We start from the raw sequence: 18,399 nt of genomic DNA, 5'->3' as shown, positions 1-18,399 counted from the left end.
CTGATCATACTTTTTGGCTTTTTTGCCTCACCCAATGCGGTACGGACGTCGCCACCCTCTCTGAACAGCACATTGCTTTTTGACCAACTGCAGCAACAATAACCCTGTTGGAACGCCCCGCATTGCCACCGTTCAAGTTGGCGCAGAGTTAACCATCGCCTCGATCCCAGCGGCACAGAATTCGATCAGATGTCCGACACTGGTCAGATCACCGCCATGTGACAGAGCTTCGACACGCCAGGCACTGTTGAGATGGGCCAGCATTGCCGAAACGGAATAAACCTGCCCACTGGCCAGCAATGCCGCATCAACATCCGGATAGAGCGCAGCGATTTCCGCGAGAAACCGTTGCGCGGTGGGATCAAAGCACTCAGCTGCAATGTCGCGCCAACGCGGGTCCACGGACACATGCGCCACCAGACGCCCATAGGCCATCCACCCCGGCCCGCCTGTTTGCGCAAGCGTCACGTAGGGACGAATAAAACAGTCCAGAACGTCTCTGAGCGTCAAGGGGCCTTCGGCCTTGGAGGCCTGCAGCGCGTCGACCCGAAGCTGTGCCAATTCATCTGCGCGCCGAACTATGGTGCGATGGAACAGCCCTTCTTTGCCACCACCATGGTGATGCACAAGCCCGATCTGAACATCTGCCCGGGTCGCGATGTCCCGGATCGAGGCGCCCTCGAATCCGCGCTCGGCAAACAGGGATTCAGCCGCATCCAATATCCGCGTCTTGGTTTGCAGCGATCGTTTTGAAGGCGCTCTTTGCCTTGGTTTTTCAGCGCTTTTCATCGTCATGAAAATCATCTTGCCTTATTTTGGTCGATCGTTCAAGTTAACCGCTACGAACTTGGGGAGGGTTCATGACGGAAACGCGCGAAGCATTCGCCCTGATCGGGGCGGGTCCGATGGGGCTGGCTACGGCCAAGGTGCTGAAAGAACAAGGCATTGATTTTCAGGGATTCGAGTTGCACTCGGATGTTGGGGGGCTGTGGGACATCGATGCCCCCAAATCGACCATGTATGAGTCGGCCCATCTGATTTCATCCAAGCGAATGACCGAGTTCGCCGACTTTCCGATGGACGACACGGTGGCCGAATACCCGTCACACCGGGCCATGTGCGAATACTTCCGCGATTTCGCTGACCATTACGGGCTGCGCGATTATTACCGGTTCAACACTGAAGTTACTGACATCACCCCGCTGGGCGCACCGGGCGATGGATGGCGCATCTGTTGGCGGGATCACGGCGGCGAGCATGCGGCCGAGTTCGCAGGCGTTCTGATTGCAAATGGCACCTTGTCCGAGCCCAACACGCCCACGTTCACCGGCACCTTCGACGGTGAACTGATCCATGCCTCGCAATACCGCTATCCCAGCCAGTTCGATGGTAAGCGCGTGCTGGTCGTGGGCGCGGGCAACTCAGGCTGCGATATCGCTGTGGATGCGATCCACCATGCCCAGCGCTGTGACCTGTCGATGCGTCGCGGATACTACTTTGTCCCCAAATACGTCTTTGGCAAACCCGCCGACACGATGGGCGGCAAAATCAACTTGCCAATGTGGCTCAAGCGCAAGGTGGATAGCCTGATCCTGGGCTGGTTCGTTGGCGATCCGCAGAAATACGGTTTTCCGAAACCGGATTACAAGCTGTATGAAAGCCACCCGGTCGTGAACTCTCTGGTGTTGTATCACGCCGGTCATGGCGATCTGCGCATCCAGCCCGACATTGAGCGAATCGAAGGGAAAACCGTCCATTTCAAGGATGGCGCCAGTGAAGATTACGACATGATCCTCGCCGCCACGGGGTACAAACTGCATTACCCGTTCATTGATCAAAATCTGCTGAACTGGCAGGGCGATGCACCGCATCTTTACCTCAATGCCATACACCCGGAACGGGATGATCTGTTTGTTCTGGGCATGATCGAAGCAACCGGATTGGGCTGGCAAGGACGACACGAGCAGGCCGAGTTGGTGGCGCGCTACATAAAAGGTATTCAGAATGGCTGCCCTGTGGCGGCTGACCTGAAAACCCAGAAACAAGAAACCTATGAGCGCGCCACCGGCGGCATGAACTACCTCAACCTCGCCCGGATGGCATATTATGTGGACAAGGCCACGTACCGCAAAGCAGTCACAGGCTGGATCGAACGGTTCCGGAAAGCTGCCGCATGAGTGGCATTGACGAGGTGACGCTGAATTTCAGCCCCGCGTCGCTGACGCTGCTGAATGCCATACTGGCGATTGTCATGTTCTCAATCGCCATTGACTTGGCACCGAGAGACTTTGACCGCCTCCGCCGCGCCCCAAAGCCGGTGATCGTAGGGCTGGCCTCGCAGTTCATCGTTTTGCCGGTGCTGACTTTCGTGTTGGTCTGGCTGGTTGCGCCTCGCCCCTCAATTGCGCTGGGGCTGATCCTTGTCGCGGCCTGTCCGGGTGGGAACATCTCGAACTTCATCACCCATCGCGCGGGCGGAAATGCGGCCCTGTCGGTGTCCATGACAGCATTTGCCACCATCGGGGCCATCTTCATGACCCCGTTCAACATCGCGTTATGGGGCGGGCTATACCCACCCACACGCGCGATTTTGCAACAGACCGAGATTGATCCAGCTCAGATTGCCATCATTGTTGGGCTGATGCTGATCCTGCCGCTGGTGCTGGGCGTCACCTTGAACCAACGTCGGCCTGATCTGGCGGCACGTCTGCGCACTCCGCTGCAGTATCTATCTATGGGCATTTTCCTTGCCTTCATCATACTTGCACTGGCGGCCAACTGGGGTTTTTTCCTGAGCTTCGCCGGAGCTGTTGCCGGGCTTGTGGTCCTCCACAATGCCTTGGCGCTGGGGGGTGGCTGGATCCTTGCCACCGTGACCCGACTGTCCCCCTTTGACCGCCGCGCGATAACAATCGAGACCGGCATACAGAACTCGGGCCTAGGCTTGGTTCTGATCTTTGCCTTCTTTCACGGATTGGGCGGCATGGCCGTGGTCGCCGCGTTCTGGGGCATCTGGCACGCGATCTCAGGCATCGCCCTCGCCTCTGTCATGTCCAGAACCGAGGCGGCGCAATGACCCGAATTCTGATCACCGGCGCCGCAGGCATGGTCGGGCGGGCCCTGTTGACCGAATTGAAAGACTACGAGGTTTTTGCCACCGACCTGCATCCGCCCGATAACATGCCGGACGGGGTCGCCTTTCTACGCATGGATGTCACCACCGGGGAACCGGCGCGAGTCATCGGCAAAGTTAAGCCCGACGTCATCGTGCATCTTGCATCCATCGTCACGCCAACGCCCAAGATAGGACGCGAGGCGGCTTATGCCGTCGATGTCGAAGGCACCCGCAAGGTCGTGAATGCGGCCATTGCTAGCGGCGTCCGTCGGTTGGTCGTCACCTCGTCCGGGGCGGCTTATGGCTATCACGCGGACAACTGTGTGCCGTTGCGCGAAAGTGACCCTCTGCGGGGCAATCCCGAATTCCCATATTCCGACCACAAGCGACAGGTCGAGGAATTGTTGGCCGAGGCCCGAACACTGGCACCCGGTTTGGAGCAGGTCGTTCTGCGCGTTGGTACGGTTTTGGGTGAGGGCACCGAGAACCAGATTACCGCCCTATTCCACAAACCTCGCCTGTTGGCTGTTTCCGGTACCGAAAGCCCGTTTGTGTTCATCTGGACCCGCGATCTGGCCCGCATTTTGAAACGCGCCGCCACTGACGGCCCGGCAGGCATATTCAATGTGGCCGGAGACGGAGCTTTGGGTGTCTCTGACCTTGCCAAGACACTGGGCAAACCGGTCCTGCGCTTGCCTGCCTGGGTGCTCAGGGCTGCGCTGGCTCTGGCCCGACCTTTGGGCGCGTCGCGATATGGGCCCGAGCAGGTGCGGTTTCTGCAATATCGCCCCGTGCTGGACAATTCAGCGCTGAAATCCGAGTTCGGCTATACACCCGAGAAAACCAGCGCCGAAGTCTTTGACTTCTGGAAGCAGCAGGCCGGGTTGTGAAAACCGCAGTCATATCCGGCGGCGCTGGCGGTCTGGGTCAGGCTTTGTCCAAGGCGCTGCAGGCGCGGGGTTGGCGGGTCGTCCTGTTGGATCTGGACGTGTCCGGACTGGATACCAGCTCCAATCAATTGCCGGTTGTGTGTGATCTGACCAAGACTGAACACCTGCGCAGCGCGGCCTCGGACATTATCACCGCAAGCGACAGTATCGATCTGGTGATTTACAACGCAGGCGTTACCCAGATCCGCGGCTTTGACCAATCCGACGATGCCAGCCATCGCAGATTGTTCGAGGTCAATTATTTCGCCGCCGTCGAGACGGCCCGTGCGTTTCTGCCCGAGGTCCGAAAAACGCGGGGTGCGCATCTGGCCATTTCATCCGTGGCCGGGTTCGCGCCGCTTTATCATCGCACCGCCTATGCGGCCTCGAAACACGCGCTGGAAGGGTTCTTCAAATCGCTGCGGTCTGAAGAAGAACCATTTGGGGTGAAGGTTCACATTGCCGCGCCCTCTTTTGTTGCGACCAATCTTGGTAACGCTGAAACGCAAGCTGACGGGACCACCCGACCGGGGTCTGCAAAGGACGGAGTTGACGAAATGAGCCCAGACGCCGCCGCCGAGACAATCCTGCGTGGTCTTGACCGTTCTCAGCCGACTATCCCCGTCGGTCGCGTGGCGCACCTTGCCTGGTGGCTCAACCGTTTGTCCCCGCGCCTGTACCAGCGATTGATGGAGCGAAAAATTCGCGGGGCGTGAGTTTATCTGAAAAAACGCGACACCCCTCTTGACCTTCCTGTCACTGGAACCCCCACTTGAAGGACAAATGAACTGCCGGGATGAGTCGGATGGCGGACCTTCAAACAATACAAATTGAGATTAGTGGCATGAGCTGCGCCTCTTGCGTTGCCCGCGTTGAAACCGCGCTGCGCGATGTGCCCGGCGTAGAAACGGCTACGGTCAATTTTGCAACCGAAACCGCACAGGTCACGTTCAAGGGGTCAATTTCCGCGCTTACCTGCGCTTTGGACACCGCCGGATACCCCGCTGCGACACAGCAGACTGTTCTGAAAATCGACGGGATGAACTGCGCCTCTTGCGTGTCCAAGATCGAACGTGCGCTCGCCTCCAGCTCAGGTGTGGTCGAAGCCAGCGTGAACCTCGCGACCGAAAGCGCAACGGTGACATATGTCGAAGGGTCGAGCGACTTGGCCACGCTGGCCAAAGCGGTCACGGCTATCGGTTACTCGACACATACGGAAAATGCGCAAGGCGCCGATCCCGCCCCCAGTTCCAAGGCTGATGAAATCGACAAGCTGACCCGTGCCACGGTCTTTGCAGCCGTTCTGGCCCTGCCGGTGTTTATCCTCGAGATGGGCGGGCACATGATCCCCGCCTTCCACCATTGGGTTCAAGCAACGATTGGCGTCCAGAACAGCCATCTGATCCAGTTCGCCTTGACCTCCGCCCTGCTGATCGGACCGGGGCGGATGTTCTACACCAAAGGAGTCCCGTCACTGCTGCGCGGCGCGCCGGACATGAACGCACTGGTCGCAATGGGCACCGGAGCGGCATATCTGTACTCGGTGGCGGCCACGTTTGCACCGCAGATGCTGCCGCAAGGCACCGCAAACGTTTATTTCGAGGCTGCCGCTGTCATTGTCGTGCTGATCTTGCTGGGCCGTCTGATGGAGGCGCGTGCCAAGGGCAAGACCGGCGCCGCAATCCGCAAACTTGTCGGGTTGCAGCCCAAGACCGCACGGATTGAACAAGACGGCGCAACAATGGACCGCCCGATCGCGGAGATCACCGTCGGGGACATTTTGCAAATCCGCCCTGGCGAACGTGTGCCGGTGGACGGAGAAGTTCTGGATGGCACCTCTTATGTCGACGAAAGTATGATTACTGGCGAACCGGTGCCCATCGGGAAATCCACCGAGGATCAGGTTGTTGGCGGCACAGTGAACGGCACCGGCGCGTTGCGTATCAGGGCCACACGGGTTGGGGCCGATACCGTTCTGGCGCAGGTCATCCAGATGGTCGAACAGGCGCAGGGGGCGAAACTACCCATTCAGGGATTGGTCGACCGGATCACCTATCGCTTTGTTCCTGCCGTGATTGCGACGGCCGCACTTGCGGTCATCGCATGGCTGATCTTTGGACCGGCCCCTGCTGCCCTGCCGCTGGCGCTGGTTGCTGGCGTCTCGGTCCTGATTATCGCCTGCCCCTGTGCCATGGGCCTTGCCACGCCCACGTCGATCATGGTGGGCACGGGCCGCGCTGCAGAACTTGGCGTGCTGTTCCGAAAGGGCGACGCGCTACAACAATTGCAGCAGGCCCGGGTTATCGCACTGGATAAAACCGGGACACTGACCCTTGGCCGCCCAGAACTGGATAACGTCACCACGGCCAACGGCTTTAGTCAGACTGAGGTGCTGCGACTTGCGGCAGCGCTGGAGGCGCGTTCGGAACACCCCATCGCCAGAGCGATCACCCGCGCCGGCCCTTCAGACCTGCCCGATGTGTCTGACATCCAATCGCTGACCGGACTTGGTCTGCAAGGTACGGTCGAGGGTCGCAATGTCCTGATCGGCTCGTACCGGCTGATGCAACAACAGGGCGTCGACCTTGCGGATCTGCAAGCCGAGGCCGAGGCGCGGGCCAACGACGGCGCCACCCCGCTGTTCATGGCGATTGAGGGCCAGGCAGCGGCAAGCCTTGCGGTGTCCGACCCGATCAAGCCCGGGACACGTGAAGCTTTGGCACAGCTGCACGAAATGGGGATGACTTTGGCCATGGTGACGGGTGATAACATCCGAACAGCCCAGGCATTGGCCGACAGGTTGAGGATCGATCATGTCACGGCAGAAGTGTTGCCGGATGGCAAGCTCGAAGCGATTACCGCGCTGCGCGACCAGCACGGGACACTTGCGTTTGTGGGCGATGGGATCAACGACGCTCCGGCGTTAGCGGCTGCCGACATTGGGATCGCCATCGGTACAGGCACTGACGTGGCAATCGAAACGGCAGACGTGGTCTTGATGTCAGGCGATCTGCGCGGCGTGGCCAATGCCTTAGAGATCAGCCGCCGAACCATGCGCAACATCCGGCAGAATCTCGGCTGGGCCTTCGGCTACAACATCCTTTTGATCCCAGTCGCTGCAGGGGCTTTGTATCCGTTCGGGGGCCATCTTCTATCACCAGCGCTGGCCGCCGGGGCAATGGCGCTGTCCAGTGTCTTTGTCGTCTCAAACGCGCTCCGCCTGCGCCGTGTACGGGCAAGCGTTCCGGAAACAACGCCAACCACACCTGAGGAGGCCCACGCATGAACATCGGAGATGTCGCCACCCGTACAGGTCTGCCTGCCAAAACCATTCGGTATTACGAGGATATCAACCTGATCAAACCTCTGCGGGACGACAACGGCTATCGCCGGTTCCGCGAGAAGGATGTGCACAAGTTGAACTTTCTGGGTCGCGCCCGCGCGCTGGGTTTTACCATCGAGGATTGCCGTACCCTTCTGGCACTGTATGAGGATGAGACCCGCGCCAGCGCCGATGTAAAGCAGGTCGCACGGGATCACTTGACGCAGATCGAAGCCAAGATCGCCGACCTGAACGCGATGCGCGATACACTGAGCCATCTGGTCGATGCCTGCGCAGGCGATGACAGGCCGGATTGTCCGATCCTGCAGGATCTGGGTGGCAAATCGTAACGCGGGGTTGCCCTTTGGCCGCAGCTTTGCTTTGTCTCTGCTGAACATTCCGGTCCGCCACATTGCAAAGGGAGGGGCCGGTCAGCGGAGAGGATCACCAAATGGCAAAAGTCGCGTTCCTTGGCCTCGGCGTCATGGGTTACCCCATGGCCGGCCATCTTCAGACCGCAGGTCACGAAGTCACTGTATTTAACCGCACCGCCACCAAAGCCGAGGCCTGGGTGGCCGAGCATGACGGCGCGATGGCTAAAACACCGGAAGAGGCCGCCTTGGGCGCCGAGATCGTGTTTGCATGTGTCGGTAACGACGACGACCTGCACGATGTGTGCATCGGCGAAGGCGGTGCGTTTCACGGCATGTCCAACGGCACGATCTTCGTCGATCACACCACGGTGTCCGCCACGGTGACACGTGCGTTGTTTGAAACAGCCAAAGCCCAAGGAATCGCTTTTGTAGACGCGCCGATTTCGGGCGGTCAGGCGGGGGCCGAGAATGGCATCCTGTCAATCATGTGTGGTGGGGATCAGCGCGCCTATGACACGACCGAACCTGTGATGCAGGTCTACTCAAAAATCTGCCGCCGTATAGGCGAAAGCGGTGCGGGACAACTGACCAAGATGTGCAACCAGATCGCCATCGCGGGCGTGGTTCAGGGCCTCAGCGAAGCGCTCCATTTTGCTGAAAAAGCCGGATTGGACGGCCGGGCGGTTGTCGAGGTCATCAGTCAGGGTGCCGCGGGCAGCTGGCAAATGGCAAACCGCCACGAGACGATGCTGGACGATCATTTCGATCATGGGTTTGCCGTCGACTGGATGCGCAAGGATCTGGGGATTTGCCTGGATGAGGCGAATGACAACGATGCGTCGTTGCCTCTGACGGCATTGGTCGATCAGTTCTACAAGGATGTGCAGAAACTGGGCGGCGGGCGATGGGATACGTCCTCGTTGATCAGACGGCTACGGGCGATGGATTGAAGGCAGGGGGCTGTCTGCCCCCTCTTGGCCCGTTGGGCCAACTCACCCCCGAAGGTATTTTAGGCCAGATGAAGGGGACCCCGGTGATAAGAGGACAGGAAATCCCATGAGCGATATGACTGCATTCTGGGCGGACGCCTTACGGGCGCACTGGGGACTGGACGCCAAACTTTCGCGGCTGGACGGTGAATATGATCTGAACTTTATGGTCCAGGCCACAAACGGGCAGGATTATGTCCTCAAGGTCATGCGCGCAGGATGTGAGACTGAATTTGTCGATCTGCAGGTCAAGGCGCTGGAACATATCTCGGCTGAGGCCCCGGGTCTGCCGTTTCCCAAGGTCTTCCCGGATCTGAATGGGACGTTGCTGCCTGAGATTGAAGACGAGGCGGGAGAACCTCGGCTGGTCTGGTTGCTCGAACGCTTGCCCGGGCAGTGCTATGCCAAGGCCGCGCCCAAATGCGAGGAATTGATCCTGAAGCTGGGGCGGGTTCTGGGCGCGACCGATCGTGCTTTGGAACAGTTCAGACATGATGGGCTGAACAGGGCGGATTTCAAATGGGATCTGATGCAGGCCGGTTGGATCGGTGATCACCTGGATACTATTGCCGACCCGGAGCAACGCGCGCTGCTGAGCGGGATTATTGCGGGGTTTGACGCGATCTCGGGTCCGCTTGCCACATTGCCTAAACAGGCCATCCATAATGACGCCAACGATTACAACATTCTGGTTGAAGGCGAGTTGGGCCAACGGCAGTCCGTTTCCGGGCTGATCGATCTGGGCGACATGTGCGCAGCCCCCCGTATCTGCGATCTGGCCATCGCTGGCGCCTATGTCGTTCTGGATCACCCCAAGCCCGAACGCGCCCTGACCGCTTTGGTCTGTGGCTACCATGCGGCCAATCGTCTGCGACCGGATGAGATTGATCTGATCTGGCCCCTGCTGCGGATGCGTCTGGCCGTGTCGGTGGTGAACTCGACCCTGATGGCAGCGGAAAATCCCGACGATCCTTACGTCACCATCTCTCAGGCCCCGGCATGGCGGTTCCTTGAGAATGCGTTTGTCAACGGGGGCCTTATGCCCGCAAGGCTGCGCGCCGCCTGTGGGCTGCCGGTCACCGACGGGGCCGACCGAATTCACGCTTATCTATTCGACCATCGCGGCCACTTTGCTCAGATTTTTGATCAGGACCTGAGCGATGTACCGATGGGGTCACTGTCGGTCGAAAACTCGGTCTGGCCGCAAAACCCGTTTCACATGCCTCTGGAAGAAGCGGCACGCGTGGGTGAGGAATTCGGAAAAGGCCTTTGGTTGGGCTACTACAGCGAGCCCCGCCTGATTTATGCCGAACCGGGGTTTCGCAAAGGACCTTGGAAAGCGTCCAACCGGCGCACCGTACATCTGGCCGTGGACGTTTTTGCACCCGCAGGCACGGTTCTGCACGCCCCGATGAGCGGCCGGGTCGAGGCGGTCGAGAACCGTGACAGTCATCTCGATTACGGTGGGGTCGTGATCCTGCATCACGAAACGCCCGAGGGCGATCCGTTCTACACGCTCTACGGTCATCTCGACCCCGAGGTCTGCGACCGTCTGCACCCTGGCGACCCCGTTGCGCAAGGCGCGGCTTTCGCTCGACTCGGCGATGCCAGCCAGAATGGCGGTTGGGCGCCGCATGTGCATTTCCAGCTGGCGCTGACGACCGACGGGATGGAAGCTGACTGGCCCGGAGTCGGCGATCCGGATGAGATGTTCCTGTGGCACGCTGTCTGCCCCAATCCGGCGGCATTGCTGAACCTGCCTGATGACACGGTATTCTATCAACCCACAGACAAGCAGATGATCTTGCAAGGACGGCACGACCATTTCGGTGGAAACCTGTCGCTGACTTATGATGATCCGGTCATGCTGGTGCGCGGCTGGAAACATCACTTGTTCGACGAATGGGGCCGCCCCTATTTGGACGCCTATAACAACGTGCCGCATGTGGGCCATGCACATCCGCGGATTCAGGGCGTTGCAGCGGACCAACTGAAACGGATGAATTCGAATACTCGCTATTTACATCCGACCCAAACGGCTTTTGCCAACAAGATATTGTCCAAGCTTCCCGATCATTTCGAAGTCTGTTTCTTTGTTAATTCGGGCACCGAGGCGAACGAGCTGGCGCTGCGATTGGCGCGAGCCCATACCGGGGCCAAGGGGATCGTGACGCCAGATCATGGCTATCACGGCAATACCAACACGGCGGTGGCGATTTCGGCCTACAAGTTCAACAAACACGGCGGCGTCGGCCAGGCGGATTGGGTCGAGCTGGTCGAGGTGGCGGATGACTATCGCGGTTCGTTCAAACGCAACGATCCGGATCGCGCCCAGAAGTTTGCCGACCTAGTGGATCCGGCGATTGCTGCCCTGCAGGGCAAGGGACAAGGGGTGGCAGGCTTTATCGCCGAAACCTTCCCTTCGGTCGGCGGTCAGATCATTCCGCCCAGAGGCTACTTACCTGCTGTTTATGAGAAAATTCGCGCTGCTGGCGGGGTGTGCATCGCGGATGAGGTTCAGACCGGCCTTGGACGATTGGGCGAGTACTACTTTGGCTTCGAACATCAGGGCGCGTTGCCGGATATCGTGGTCATGGGTAAACCCATCGGCAACGGGCATCCCCTGGGTGTACTGGTTACGACCAAAGAGATTGCCAAAAGCTTTGACAACGGGATCGAGTTTTTCTCGACCTTTGGCGGCTCGACCTTGTCCTGCCGGGTCGGCAAAGAGGTTCTGGACATCGTTGACGACGAAGGCCTGCAAGAGAACGCACGCCTAATGGGGTCACGCCTGATGGACGGGCTGCATCAGATCGAGGCCGATTTCAGCTGCGTCGGTGATGTGCGCGGCATGGGTTTGTTTCTGGGCGTCGAGCTGATCAACCTAGACGACTCTGAGGGCACCGAAATCTGCAAATACGTCAAGAACCGGATGCGCGATCACCGCATCCTGATCGGCAGCGAGGGTCCAAAGGACAACATCCTGAAAATTCGCCCGCCTTTGACCATCGAAGCAGAGGATGTCGACATGATCCTGTGGGCTCTGCGTGGCATATTATCGGAAGTCGAGGACTACACCCCTGCCCCAATCTGTGATCACGATCATCACCACGCCGGCTGTGGGTGCTGCTGAAATAAAAAAACCCCGGCTTACGCCGGGGTTTAACCGTCCAACACGTCAATTTAGTGCAGCACGGCTGAGGGGGTCTTATGGCCAGTCGTCGGCATTGGAACGGCAGCTGTCATGCGCCGAAGGGCAAAGCCCAATTCTTCGGAAAGCGACGCAAGCGCCGGAGCAAAATCGGGGCGGACAATCAGGGACGCCATCATCATCGCGTCTTCGCGCGCGCCCTCGGACGCGGCGGCAATCATCTGGGCAAAGCAGTTCTCATCCGCGCCCAGACAAGCGCATTCAAGACCATGGCGTACCAGCGGGCGACGCCCGTGATGGGCGCAAAGCGAACACAGGCGATCCAGCGTCAGCGTCGCAGCGCGCCCGTGATCCGCGCCCAGCGCGATATCAAAATCACTGGCAGCGTCCGCGCGGCCACCAGCACCTTCGCTCCAGAGCCGCAAATACATCACGGCCCCCGCCTCGACGGGACTGAGATCGGACAGGCGACCTACGGCCGCCCCGCCCCGAGGGGAAGGCGCGCTCATTTCGTGAGGATCAGTTTGCCAGCGCGGGTGATGCGCAGGGTATACAACTGGTCGCCCAGTTCGATATGGGCCAGATTACCGCCGTTTGTCAGATCTTCGGCCTTGTGCGCGGGAAGCATCGAGACTGCAAAGGATTGGCTGGGATTCGGGGTCTGCGCGTTCATCGGACAACTCCAGAGTTTTTCAGGCAAACGGCCTTATCTGTTCGCGTTACTAATGATCTGGCTGACCCACGATTGGGTTGGCTGTCGGTTCCTGCGCTTAATCTGATTAATTTAGTAAGGTATGTCAAGCCCCGGTTCTGATTTCCCCTAAATCGACGTATTTGCGATACCTTGCAATGCACGATAGGTCTTGGAAAACGCGTAATTTAGGCAGACATTCAATGAACGCAGCAATTGTATTCGACCTAGACGGAACATTGGTAGACAGCCTTGGCGACATTGTTGCCGCCGCAAACCGGATGCTGATCGACGTTGGACATGATCCCGCATCGCGCGACGTGATCGGGCGATTCGTTGGCAATGGCCTGCCCAAGCTGGTCGAGCGCCTGATCCGGCATTGCGAATTGCCAATGGACCGCCACGCAGAGCTGACGCAACTAACGCTGACACATTACACCGCCGCCGCCAGTGAAACGACCGTGCCCTATCCCGACATTCCCGAGGCATTGGCGCAATTGCAACAAATGGGTTGCGTTTTGGGTGTCTGCACCAACAAGCCAGAGATGCCTGCCCGCCATGTGTTGGACGCGCTGGATCTGTCCCGGTATTTTGACGCGGTTTTGGGCGGGGACACCCTGAAGACACGCAAGCCTGACCCGATTCATCTGACTGCAAGCTTCGATGCTTTGTCAGCCAAAGGTTCGCGTCTGTTTGTCGGCGACAGCGAAGTCGATGCGGAAACTGCGGAACGCGCGCAGATACCATTTCTGCTGTTCACCGAAGGATACCGCAAATCGCCCGTGGTCGAAATCCCTCATACGGTCAGCTATGGCGCCGCCGCGGAGTTGCCTTCGTTGGTGAGCAGGATGCTACTGGAACTGGAACAGACCGCCTAAAGCTGGGGGTGTTTCGGGTTCGCTGAACAGCCCCAGAAACTTTTTGAGGGGCCGGTCGAGGGGGTCGTGACCAGCCCCTCATCGGGGAAAAGTGATATGGCCGCGTGCGACCTTGTGGTTGAGACCTGTTTACCGACTCTGTTTGGGTGGCGAAATTGGGGGTTTCCCGTAGAGAAACAATAAACTGCCAGTAAGCAGCGCAAATCATCCATAAGATGATCTAAAAATTTACTAAAGTTTTTATGCATTTACTATGGTTAGGCAGGCTGCTGCATTTGGCCGAATTCAGAACCAAAAAAATCGTATGACGCAAGAAAACTGAGAACAGGGCGTAGCATGGCAAAGAATCGAAGGGATGACAGCAGGTTTCCATTTCCCATTCTGCAAGGAATCCTGCCCTTCGACCGCGCGACACTGCCGACGGAAATCTTGGCCGGTCTGACCTTTGCCTGCCTCGCGATCCCCGAGGTCATGGGCTACACCAAGATCGCCGGAACGCCTGTCATTACTGGGCTGTATACGATCCTGATACCGATGGCCCTGTTTGCCTTGTTCGGATCATCCCGGCATCTCGTGGTTGGTGCGGATTCGGCTACGGCGGCCATCACGGCCTCGGCACTGGCCGGGATGGCTGTAACCGGATCATCCGAGTATCTGGCGCTGGCCTCCCTGCTGGCCTTGATGGCAGCTGTTCTTTTGATCACCGCACGGGTTATCGGGCTTGGGTTTCTGGCCGATTTCCTGTCCCGAACGGTGCTGGTCGGATTTTTGACCGGTGTGGGCATTCAGGTGGCCACCGGTGAAATAGCGGGCATGCTGGGGGTCGCAGTGGAAGGGCACGGCACGATAGCCAAGCTTTTGAGTACATTTCAGAACCTCTCTTATATCAGCTGGGCAACCTTTGCAGTATCTGCGACCATCTTGTGCACGATTGTTGGCTGCCGGTGGGCATCACGTAAAATCCCGGGGTCATTGATTGCCATAGTGGGCGTGATCCTGTGCAGTTGGACGTTTCAGTTCGATGCCAAGGGAATTGCTGTGCTGGGCGTGGTGCCCGGCAGCCTGCCCTCTTTGTCGGTGCCAGATGTCCAATGGACCTGGACCTTGTTCAAACAGTTGCTGCCAACCGCCTTGTCCATCTTCGTCGTCATCCTGGCCCAAAGCGCTGCAACCTCACGCGCGTACGCTGCCAAAAACGAAGAGGAATTTAGTGAGAATTCCGATCTTGTTGGGCTGGGTCTTGCCAATCTGGGCGCCGCGTTCACGGGTACATTCGTTGTCAACGGTAGCCCCACCAAAACCGAGATGGTCGCCAGCACCGGTGGGCGCAGCCAAATCGCCCAACTCACAACAGTCCTGATCGTATTGGTCGTCCTTCTGTTTCTGACCGGGCCCCTGGCCTTTTTGCCGAATGCTGCGCTGTCTGTTGTCGTGTTCCTGATCGGGATCAAGCTGATCGATGTGCAAGGGCTGACGACAATCTACAGACAGGCACGATCCGAATTCTGGGTCGCCGGTGCAACCGCCGCCGTGGTCGTTCTGGTTGGGGTCGAACAGGGAATACTCTTTGCGATGGTTTTGTCACTTATGGTACATACGCGCCGCGGGTATCGCCCCAAGAACTCGGTGATCGTGCGAACCAAATCTGGCAGCTGGCACTCCAAAGACCTCTCTGAGCCGAACCAATTCGAACCCGGCCTTGTGATCTATCGGTTTTCCCACGGCATGTATTACGCAAACATGCAGCGGTTCACCGATGAGGTTACCGCAATCGTTCAAAACCCGGACAATGAGATCTCGTGGTTTTGCATCGACGCGTCAGCCATTGATGAGGTCGATTTCACCGCCGGATACACGCTGCGCAGCATGAGCCGCTTGTTAGATTCAAAAGGTATTCGGCTGGTGTTCACTATGGTCGAGCCCGATGTAAAAGCAGAGCTGGACCTCTATGGATTACTCAAACTGGTCGGCGATGACGCTTTTTTCGAAACCGGCAGTGGCCTATTGCAAGCGTTTCACAATCGAGAAGCAAGCGGTACCAAAGACGGCTAGGATGCGGGTGCGCCGCAGACCTTCAGGGCTCTTCTGCATAGTTCCGCGACTTGGACATTTTACCGATCCCCGGGTTGAACGAATTGGTCGGATCACAGCATTTGTAATGCGCAGCCAGATCAGGTTTCGCCTTGTACAGATGGCCGACATTGTGCTCGGCCGGGTATTCCGCACCGCGCTCATCAAACAGCCTGAGCATTGCCGCCTTCAGCGCCTTGGGATCTGCGCCTTTTTTGACCACATAGTCCTGATGCATCACGTGGCACATGAAATGGCCATAGTAGAGCCTGTGCACCAATTGCTCCGCGATCTCTGATGGCAGCGTCTCCAACCAGTCCTGATCACTGCGACGCAGGGCAACGTCCAGCGCGATAATGTCTTCGACCTCGTTTACATGAATAGCCATATAACGAACAGCAGCGCCCGCAGCGGCAAACCGATGCAGACCGGCGATCTTGGCCTCGCGCGCGGTGCATTCAAAGTAATCGGCATCGCGATCGGCCAGAAAGGTTGGCAGCCACGCGGCAACTTCATCAATACCACTGTCTTTCATCTTCAGGATCAGGTGGTGTTCGAAACGGTCGCGGAATTCCGTCATTCGTTTGGGCAAAACACTTGGCCACAGAGATACAGCCCTTTGCATGAAACGGTCTGTGAAGTTGCGCAGAAAGGGGACGCGGCGCAGACGAGAATCCACGGCCCCTTTCATGGCAAAGAACATCGGCAACCGGTCGGTCCCCAGCTTGTCGATCATCAGAACCGTGTCCTTGCCGTAGGCCTCGGCGATGTCGAAAACATCGCGCTGCATGTACTCGGCCGAGACCGGCAGGGATTTGAACTCGGACAGGATGTGACGGCGCAAAATGGCCAGATCGCCCGGATCGTTAGTGCCGATATAGAAGACCTGCTCAGTCTTATTCTTGGGAAAGGTATCCAATCGAACGGCAAATACCGCCAATTTTCCGGCGGACCCCGCGGATTCGAACAGCTTTGCCTTGTCCGCGTTGAAGCGTGCTGGCGTTTCGGCATCCACATCGCGCACGATCTGGGCATAGTCGCTGGCCGAGGCACGCTTGTTCGTGGACTCTGGGTTTCGTTCAAATCTACCAGTGTCGAGATTGGCCAATATCTCTTCGGGTGTATCACCCAGGTCGATGCCCATATGGTTGACCAGCTCCAGCTCACCCTGCTCGGTGATACGGGCATATACGGAAAGCTCGGTGTAAACCGGGCCACGCTCGACCAGAGAGCCGCCTGAGTTGTTGCAGACACCGCCCACAATTGACGCGCCGATGCAGGATGAACCAATCACCGAATGCGGTTCGCGCCCCAGCGGGGCCAGCAGTTTTTCTAACGCAAACAAGGTTGCCCCGGGAAAGCTGACAACCTGTTCCCCGTTGTTCAGCGGCACCAGCGTTTCCATCCGGCGGGTATTGATCAGAACAACATCGCGATCATAGATTCCGGACGGTGTTGAACCCTCGGTCAGACCGGTATTGGCCGCCTGCATGATGACGATCTTGTCTGCGACCACGCAAGCCTGAAGCACCTTCCATTGCTCTAGCAAGGTTCCGGGCTGGATGACACACAGTGCCTCACCCTCACCAGAGCGAAAGCCTCGGCGAAAGCGTTCGGTGGCGCGTTCGCCGGTCAGAACGTGGCGGGGACCAACGATGGACTGAAATGTTTTGATCAGCTGCTGATTGGTCATGCCGCGCCCTTATGCGCGCTGATACTGTTTGGCGGCAGACCCCGGAAGCGGATGTTGTCGCGGGTCAACTCATCAATGCGTGTCACGCCCATCAGTTTCATGTCCCGGCCGATTTCAGCCCGCATCAGACCCAGCGCGCGTTCGACACCAACCTGCCCTGCAGCCGCGAGGGGATACAGGTACTGCCGTCCAACCCCAACAGCCTTGGCGCCCAGCGACAGCGCCTTGAGCACATGTGTCCCGCGTTGAATGCCGCTGTCCATCATGACATCCAGACGATCACCCACTGCATCCACAATCTCTGCCAATTGATCGAAAGGCGTGCGTGAACCGTCCAACTGACGGCCACCATGGTTGGACAGGACGACGCCAGTGCATCCGACGTCTGCAGCGCGACGGGCATCCTCAACTGTCATGATCCCTTTCAGGCAGAACTGGCCGTCCCAGTCGCGCACCATCTGTGCAACATCATCCCAGTTCATAGACGGGTCCAGCATGTCGGTAAAATAACCGCCGATCGAACTGGCGCCGCCGCCCATATCCACGTGTTCTTCCAATTGCGGTAAGCGGAATTTTTCGTGGGTGACATAGTTGATCCCCCACATTGGCTTGATCGCAAACTGGATCATACCGCCCAGCGTCAGGCGGAACGGGATCGAGAATCCGGTGCGCAAGTCACGTTCGCGGTTGCCGCCGGTGATGCTGTCCACTGTCAGCATCATAACCTCAACGCCTGCCTCTTTGGCGCGTTGCATCATCGCCGTGTTCAGGCCGCGATCCTTATGGAAATAGAATTGATAGACTTGCGGGTTCTTGTGCTTTTGCCGCAGCTCCTCAAGCGACACGGTGCCCAGTGAAGAAACTCCGAACATCGTACCGTATTTCTCAGCCGCTGCAGCAACGGCGCGTTCGCCCTGATGATGGAAAAGCCGTTGCAGCGCAGTGGGTGAGCAATAAACTGGCATATCCAGTTTCTGCCCCATCACAGTGACGGACATGTCTACTTCGGACACACCGCGCAGAACCGATGGCAACAAGTCGCAGCGATCAAACGCATTGGTGTTTTCGCGGTACGTCACTTCGTCATCGGACCCGCCATCAATATAGTTGAAGATCGGTCCCGGCAGCCGCCGTTTCGCCAGCTTTCGGAAATCGTGGAAATTATGACATTGATTCAGGCGCATGGG

15 protein-coding genes are annotated in these 18,399 nt (G+C 58.2%); 10 read left to right on the top strand and 5 right to left on the bottom strand.

The window, feature by feature from the left end:
* Positions 1-132 precede the first annotated feature (132 nt).
* Positions 133-795: a TetR/AcrR family transcriptional regulator gene (locus tag HW561_RS00285; RefSeq protein WP_176861184.1), complete on the bottom strand. Its 663-nt coding sequence runs from the start codon at positions 793-795 to the stop codon at positions 133-135.
* Between the two features lie 65 nt (positions 796-860).
* On the opposite strand from HW561_RS00285, the gene HW561_RS00280 reads away from it, so the two are divergent.
* The 8 genes from HW561_RS00280 (at position 861) to HW561_RS00245 (ending at position 11,862) form a co-directional block, all read left to right on the top strand.
* Positions 861-2,177 (top strand): flavin-containing monooxygenase, encoded by a 1,317-nt coding sequence (locus HW561_RS00280; RefSeq protein ID WP_176861183.1) that lies wholly within the window; start codon positions 861-863, stop codon positions 2,175-2,177.
* Positions 2,174-3,076, top strand: a complete 903-nt coding sequence (locus HW561_RS00275) for a bile acid:sodium symporter family protein (protein ID WP_176861182.1) — start codon at positions 2,174-2,176, stop codon at positions 3,074-3,076. Before HW561_RS00280 ends, HW561_RS00275 begins: the two co-directional genes overlap by 4 nt.
* Positions 3,073-4,005, top strand: coding sequence for an SDR family oxidoreductase (locus HW561_RS00270; protein ID WP_176861181.1), 933 nt, complete (start codon positions 3,073-3,075; stop codon positions 4,003-4,005). Before HW561_RS00275 ends, HW561_RS00270 begins: the two co-directional genes overlap by 4 nt.
* Positions 4,002-4,760: an SDR family NAD(P)-dependent oxidoreductase gene (locus HW561_RS00265; protein WP_176861180.1), complete on the top strand. Its 759-nt coding sequence runs from the start codon at positions 4,002-4,004 to the stop codon at positions 4,758-4,760. Before HW561_RS00270 ends, HW561_RS00265 begins: the two co-directional genes overlap by 4 nt.
* 89 nt (positions 4,761-4,849) lie before the next feature.
* Entirely contained in the window at positions 4,850-7,330 is a 2,481-nt protein-coding gene (locus HW561_RS00260) for a heavy metal translocating P-type ATPase (RefSeq protein ID WP_176861179.1), read from the top strand.
* Positions 7,327-7,716, top strand: a complete 390-nt coding sequence (cueR, locus tag HW561_RS00255; protein WP_176861178.1) for a Cu(I)-responsive transcriptional regulator — start codon at positions 7,327-7,329, stop codon at positions 7,714-7,716. The genes HW561_RS00260 and cueR overlap by 4 nt, the downstream gene beginning before the upstream one ends.
* A 101-nt stretch (positions 7,717-7,817) precedes the next feature.
* Entirely contained in the window at positions 7,818-8,690 is an 873-nt protein-coding gene (locus HW561_RS00250) for an NAD(P)-dependent oxidoreductase (protein ID WP_176861177.1), read from the top strand.
* 106 nt (positions 8,691-8,796) lie between these two features.
* On the top strand, positions 8,797-11,862 hold the full coding sequence (locus HW561_RS00245; RefSeq protein WP_176861176.1) for an aminotransferase class III-fold pyridoxal phosphate-dependent enzyme: 3,066 nt from the start codon (positions 8,797-8,799) through the stop codon (positions 11,860-11,862).
* Between the two features lie 50 nt (positions 11,863-11,912).
* On the opposite strand, the gene HW561_RS00240 is transcribed toward HW561_RS00245, so the two are convergent.
* Positions 11,913-12,389, bottom strand: coding sequence for a hypothetical protein (locus HW561_RS00240; RefSeq protein WP_176861175.1), 477 nt, complete (start codon positions 12,387-12,389; stop codon positions 11,913-11,915).
* Positions 12,386-12,553 (bottom strand): hemin uptake protein HemP, encoded by a 168-nt coding sequence (gene hemP, locus HW561_RS00235; RefSeq protein WP_176861174.1) that lies wholly within the window; start codon positions 12,551-12,553, stop codon positions 12,386-12,388. The genes HW561_RS00240 and hemP overlap by 4 nt, the downstream gene beginning before the upstream one ends.
* 221 nt (positions 12,554-12,774) lie before the next feature.
* Here hemP and gph point away from each other — a divergent pair, with 221 nt between their 5' ends.
* The gene (gene gph / locus HW561_RS00230) at positions 12,775-13,449 is read left to right on the top strand and encodes a phosphoglycolate phosphatase (protein WP_176861173.1); all 675 of its coding nucleotides are present in this window, start codon (positions 12,775-12,777) and stop codon (positions 13,447-13,449) included.
* Between the two features lie 336 nt (positions 13,450-13,785).
* Positions 13,786-15,501, top strand: coding sequence for a SulP family inorganic anion transporter (locus HW561_RS00225; protein WP_176861172.1), 1,716 nt, complete (start codon positions 13,786-13,788; stop codon positions 15,499-15,501).
* Between the two features lie 22 nt (positions 15,502-15,523).
* On the opposite strand, the gene dld is transcribed toward HW561_RS00225, so the two are convergent.
* Entirely contained in the window at positions 15,524-17,212 is a 1,689-nt protein-coding gene (gene dld, locus HW561_RS00220; protein ID WP_176861171.1) for a D-lactate dehydrogenase, read from the bottom strand.
* Positions 17,209-18,396: an alpha-hydroxy acid oxidase gene (locus HW561_RS00215; protein WP_176861170.1), complete on the bottom strand. Its 1,188-nt coding sequence runs from the start codon at positions 18,394-18,396 to the stop codon at positions 17,209-17,211. Before HW561_RS00215 ends, dld begins: the two co-directional genes overlap by 4 nt.
* Positions 18,397-18,399 lie beyond the last annotated feature (3 nt).

Source organism: Ruegeria haliotis (genome assembly GCF_013377785.1).
Taxonomy (GTDB): domain Bacteria; phylum Pseudomonadota; class Alphaproteobacteria; order Rhodobacterales; family Rhodobacteraceae; genus Ruegeria; species Ruegeria haliotis.
Note: the sequence above shows the minus strand (reverse complement) of the source record. Positions and strands in the feature narration are given on the sequence as shown.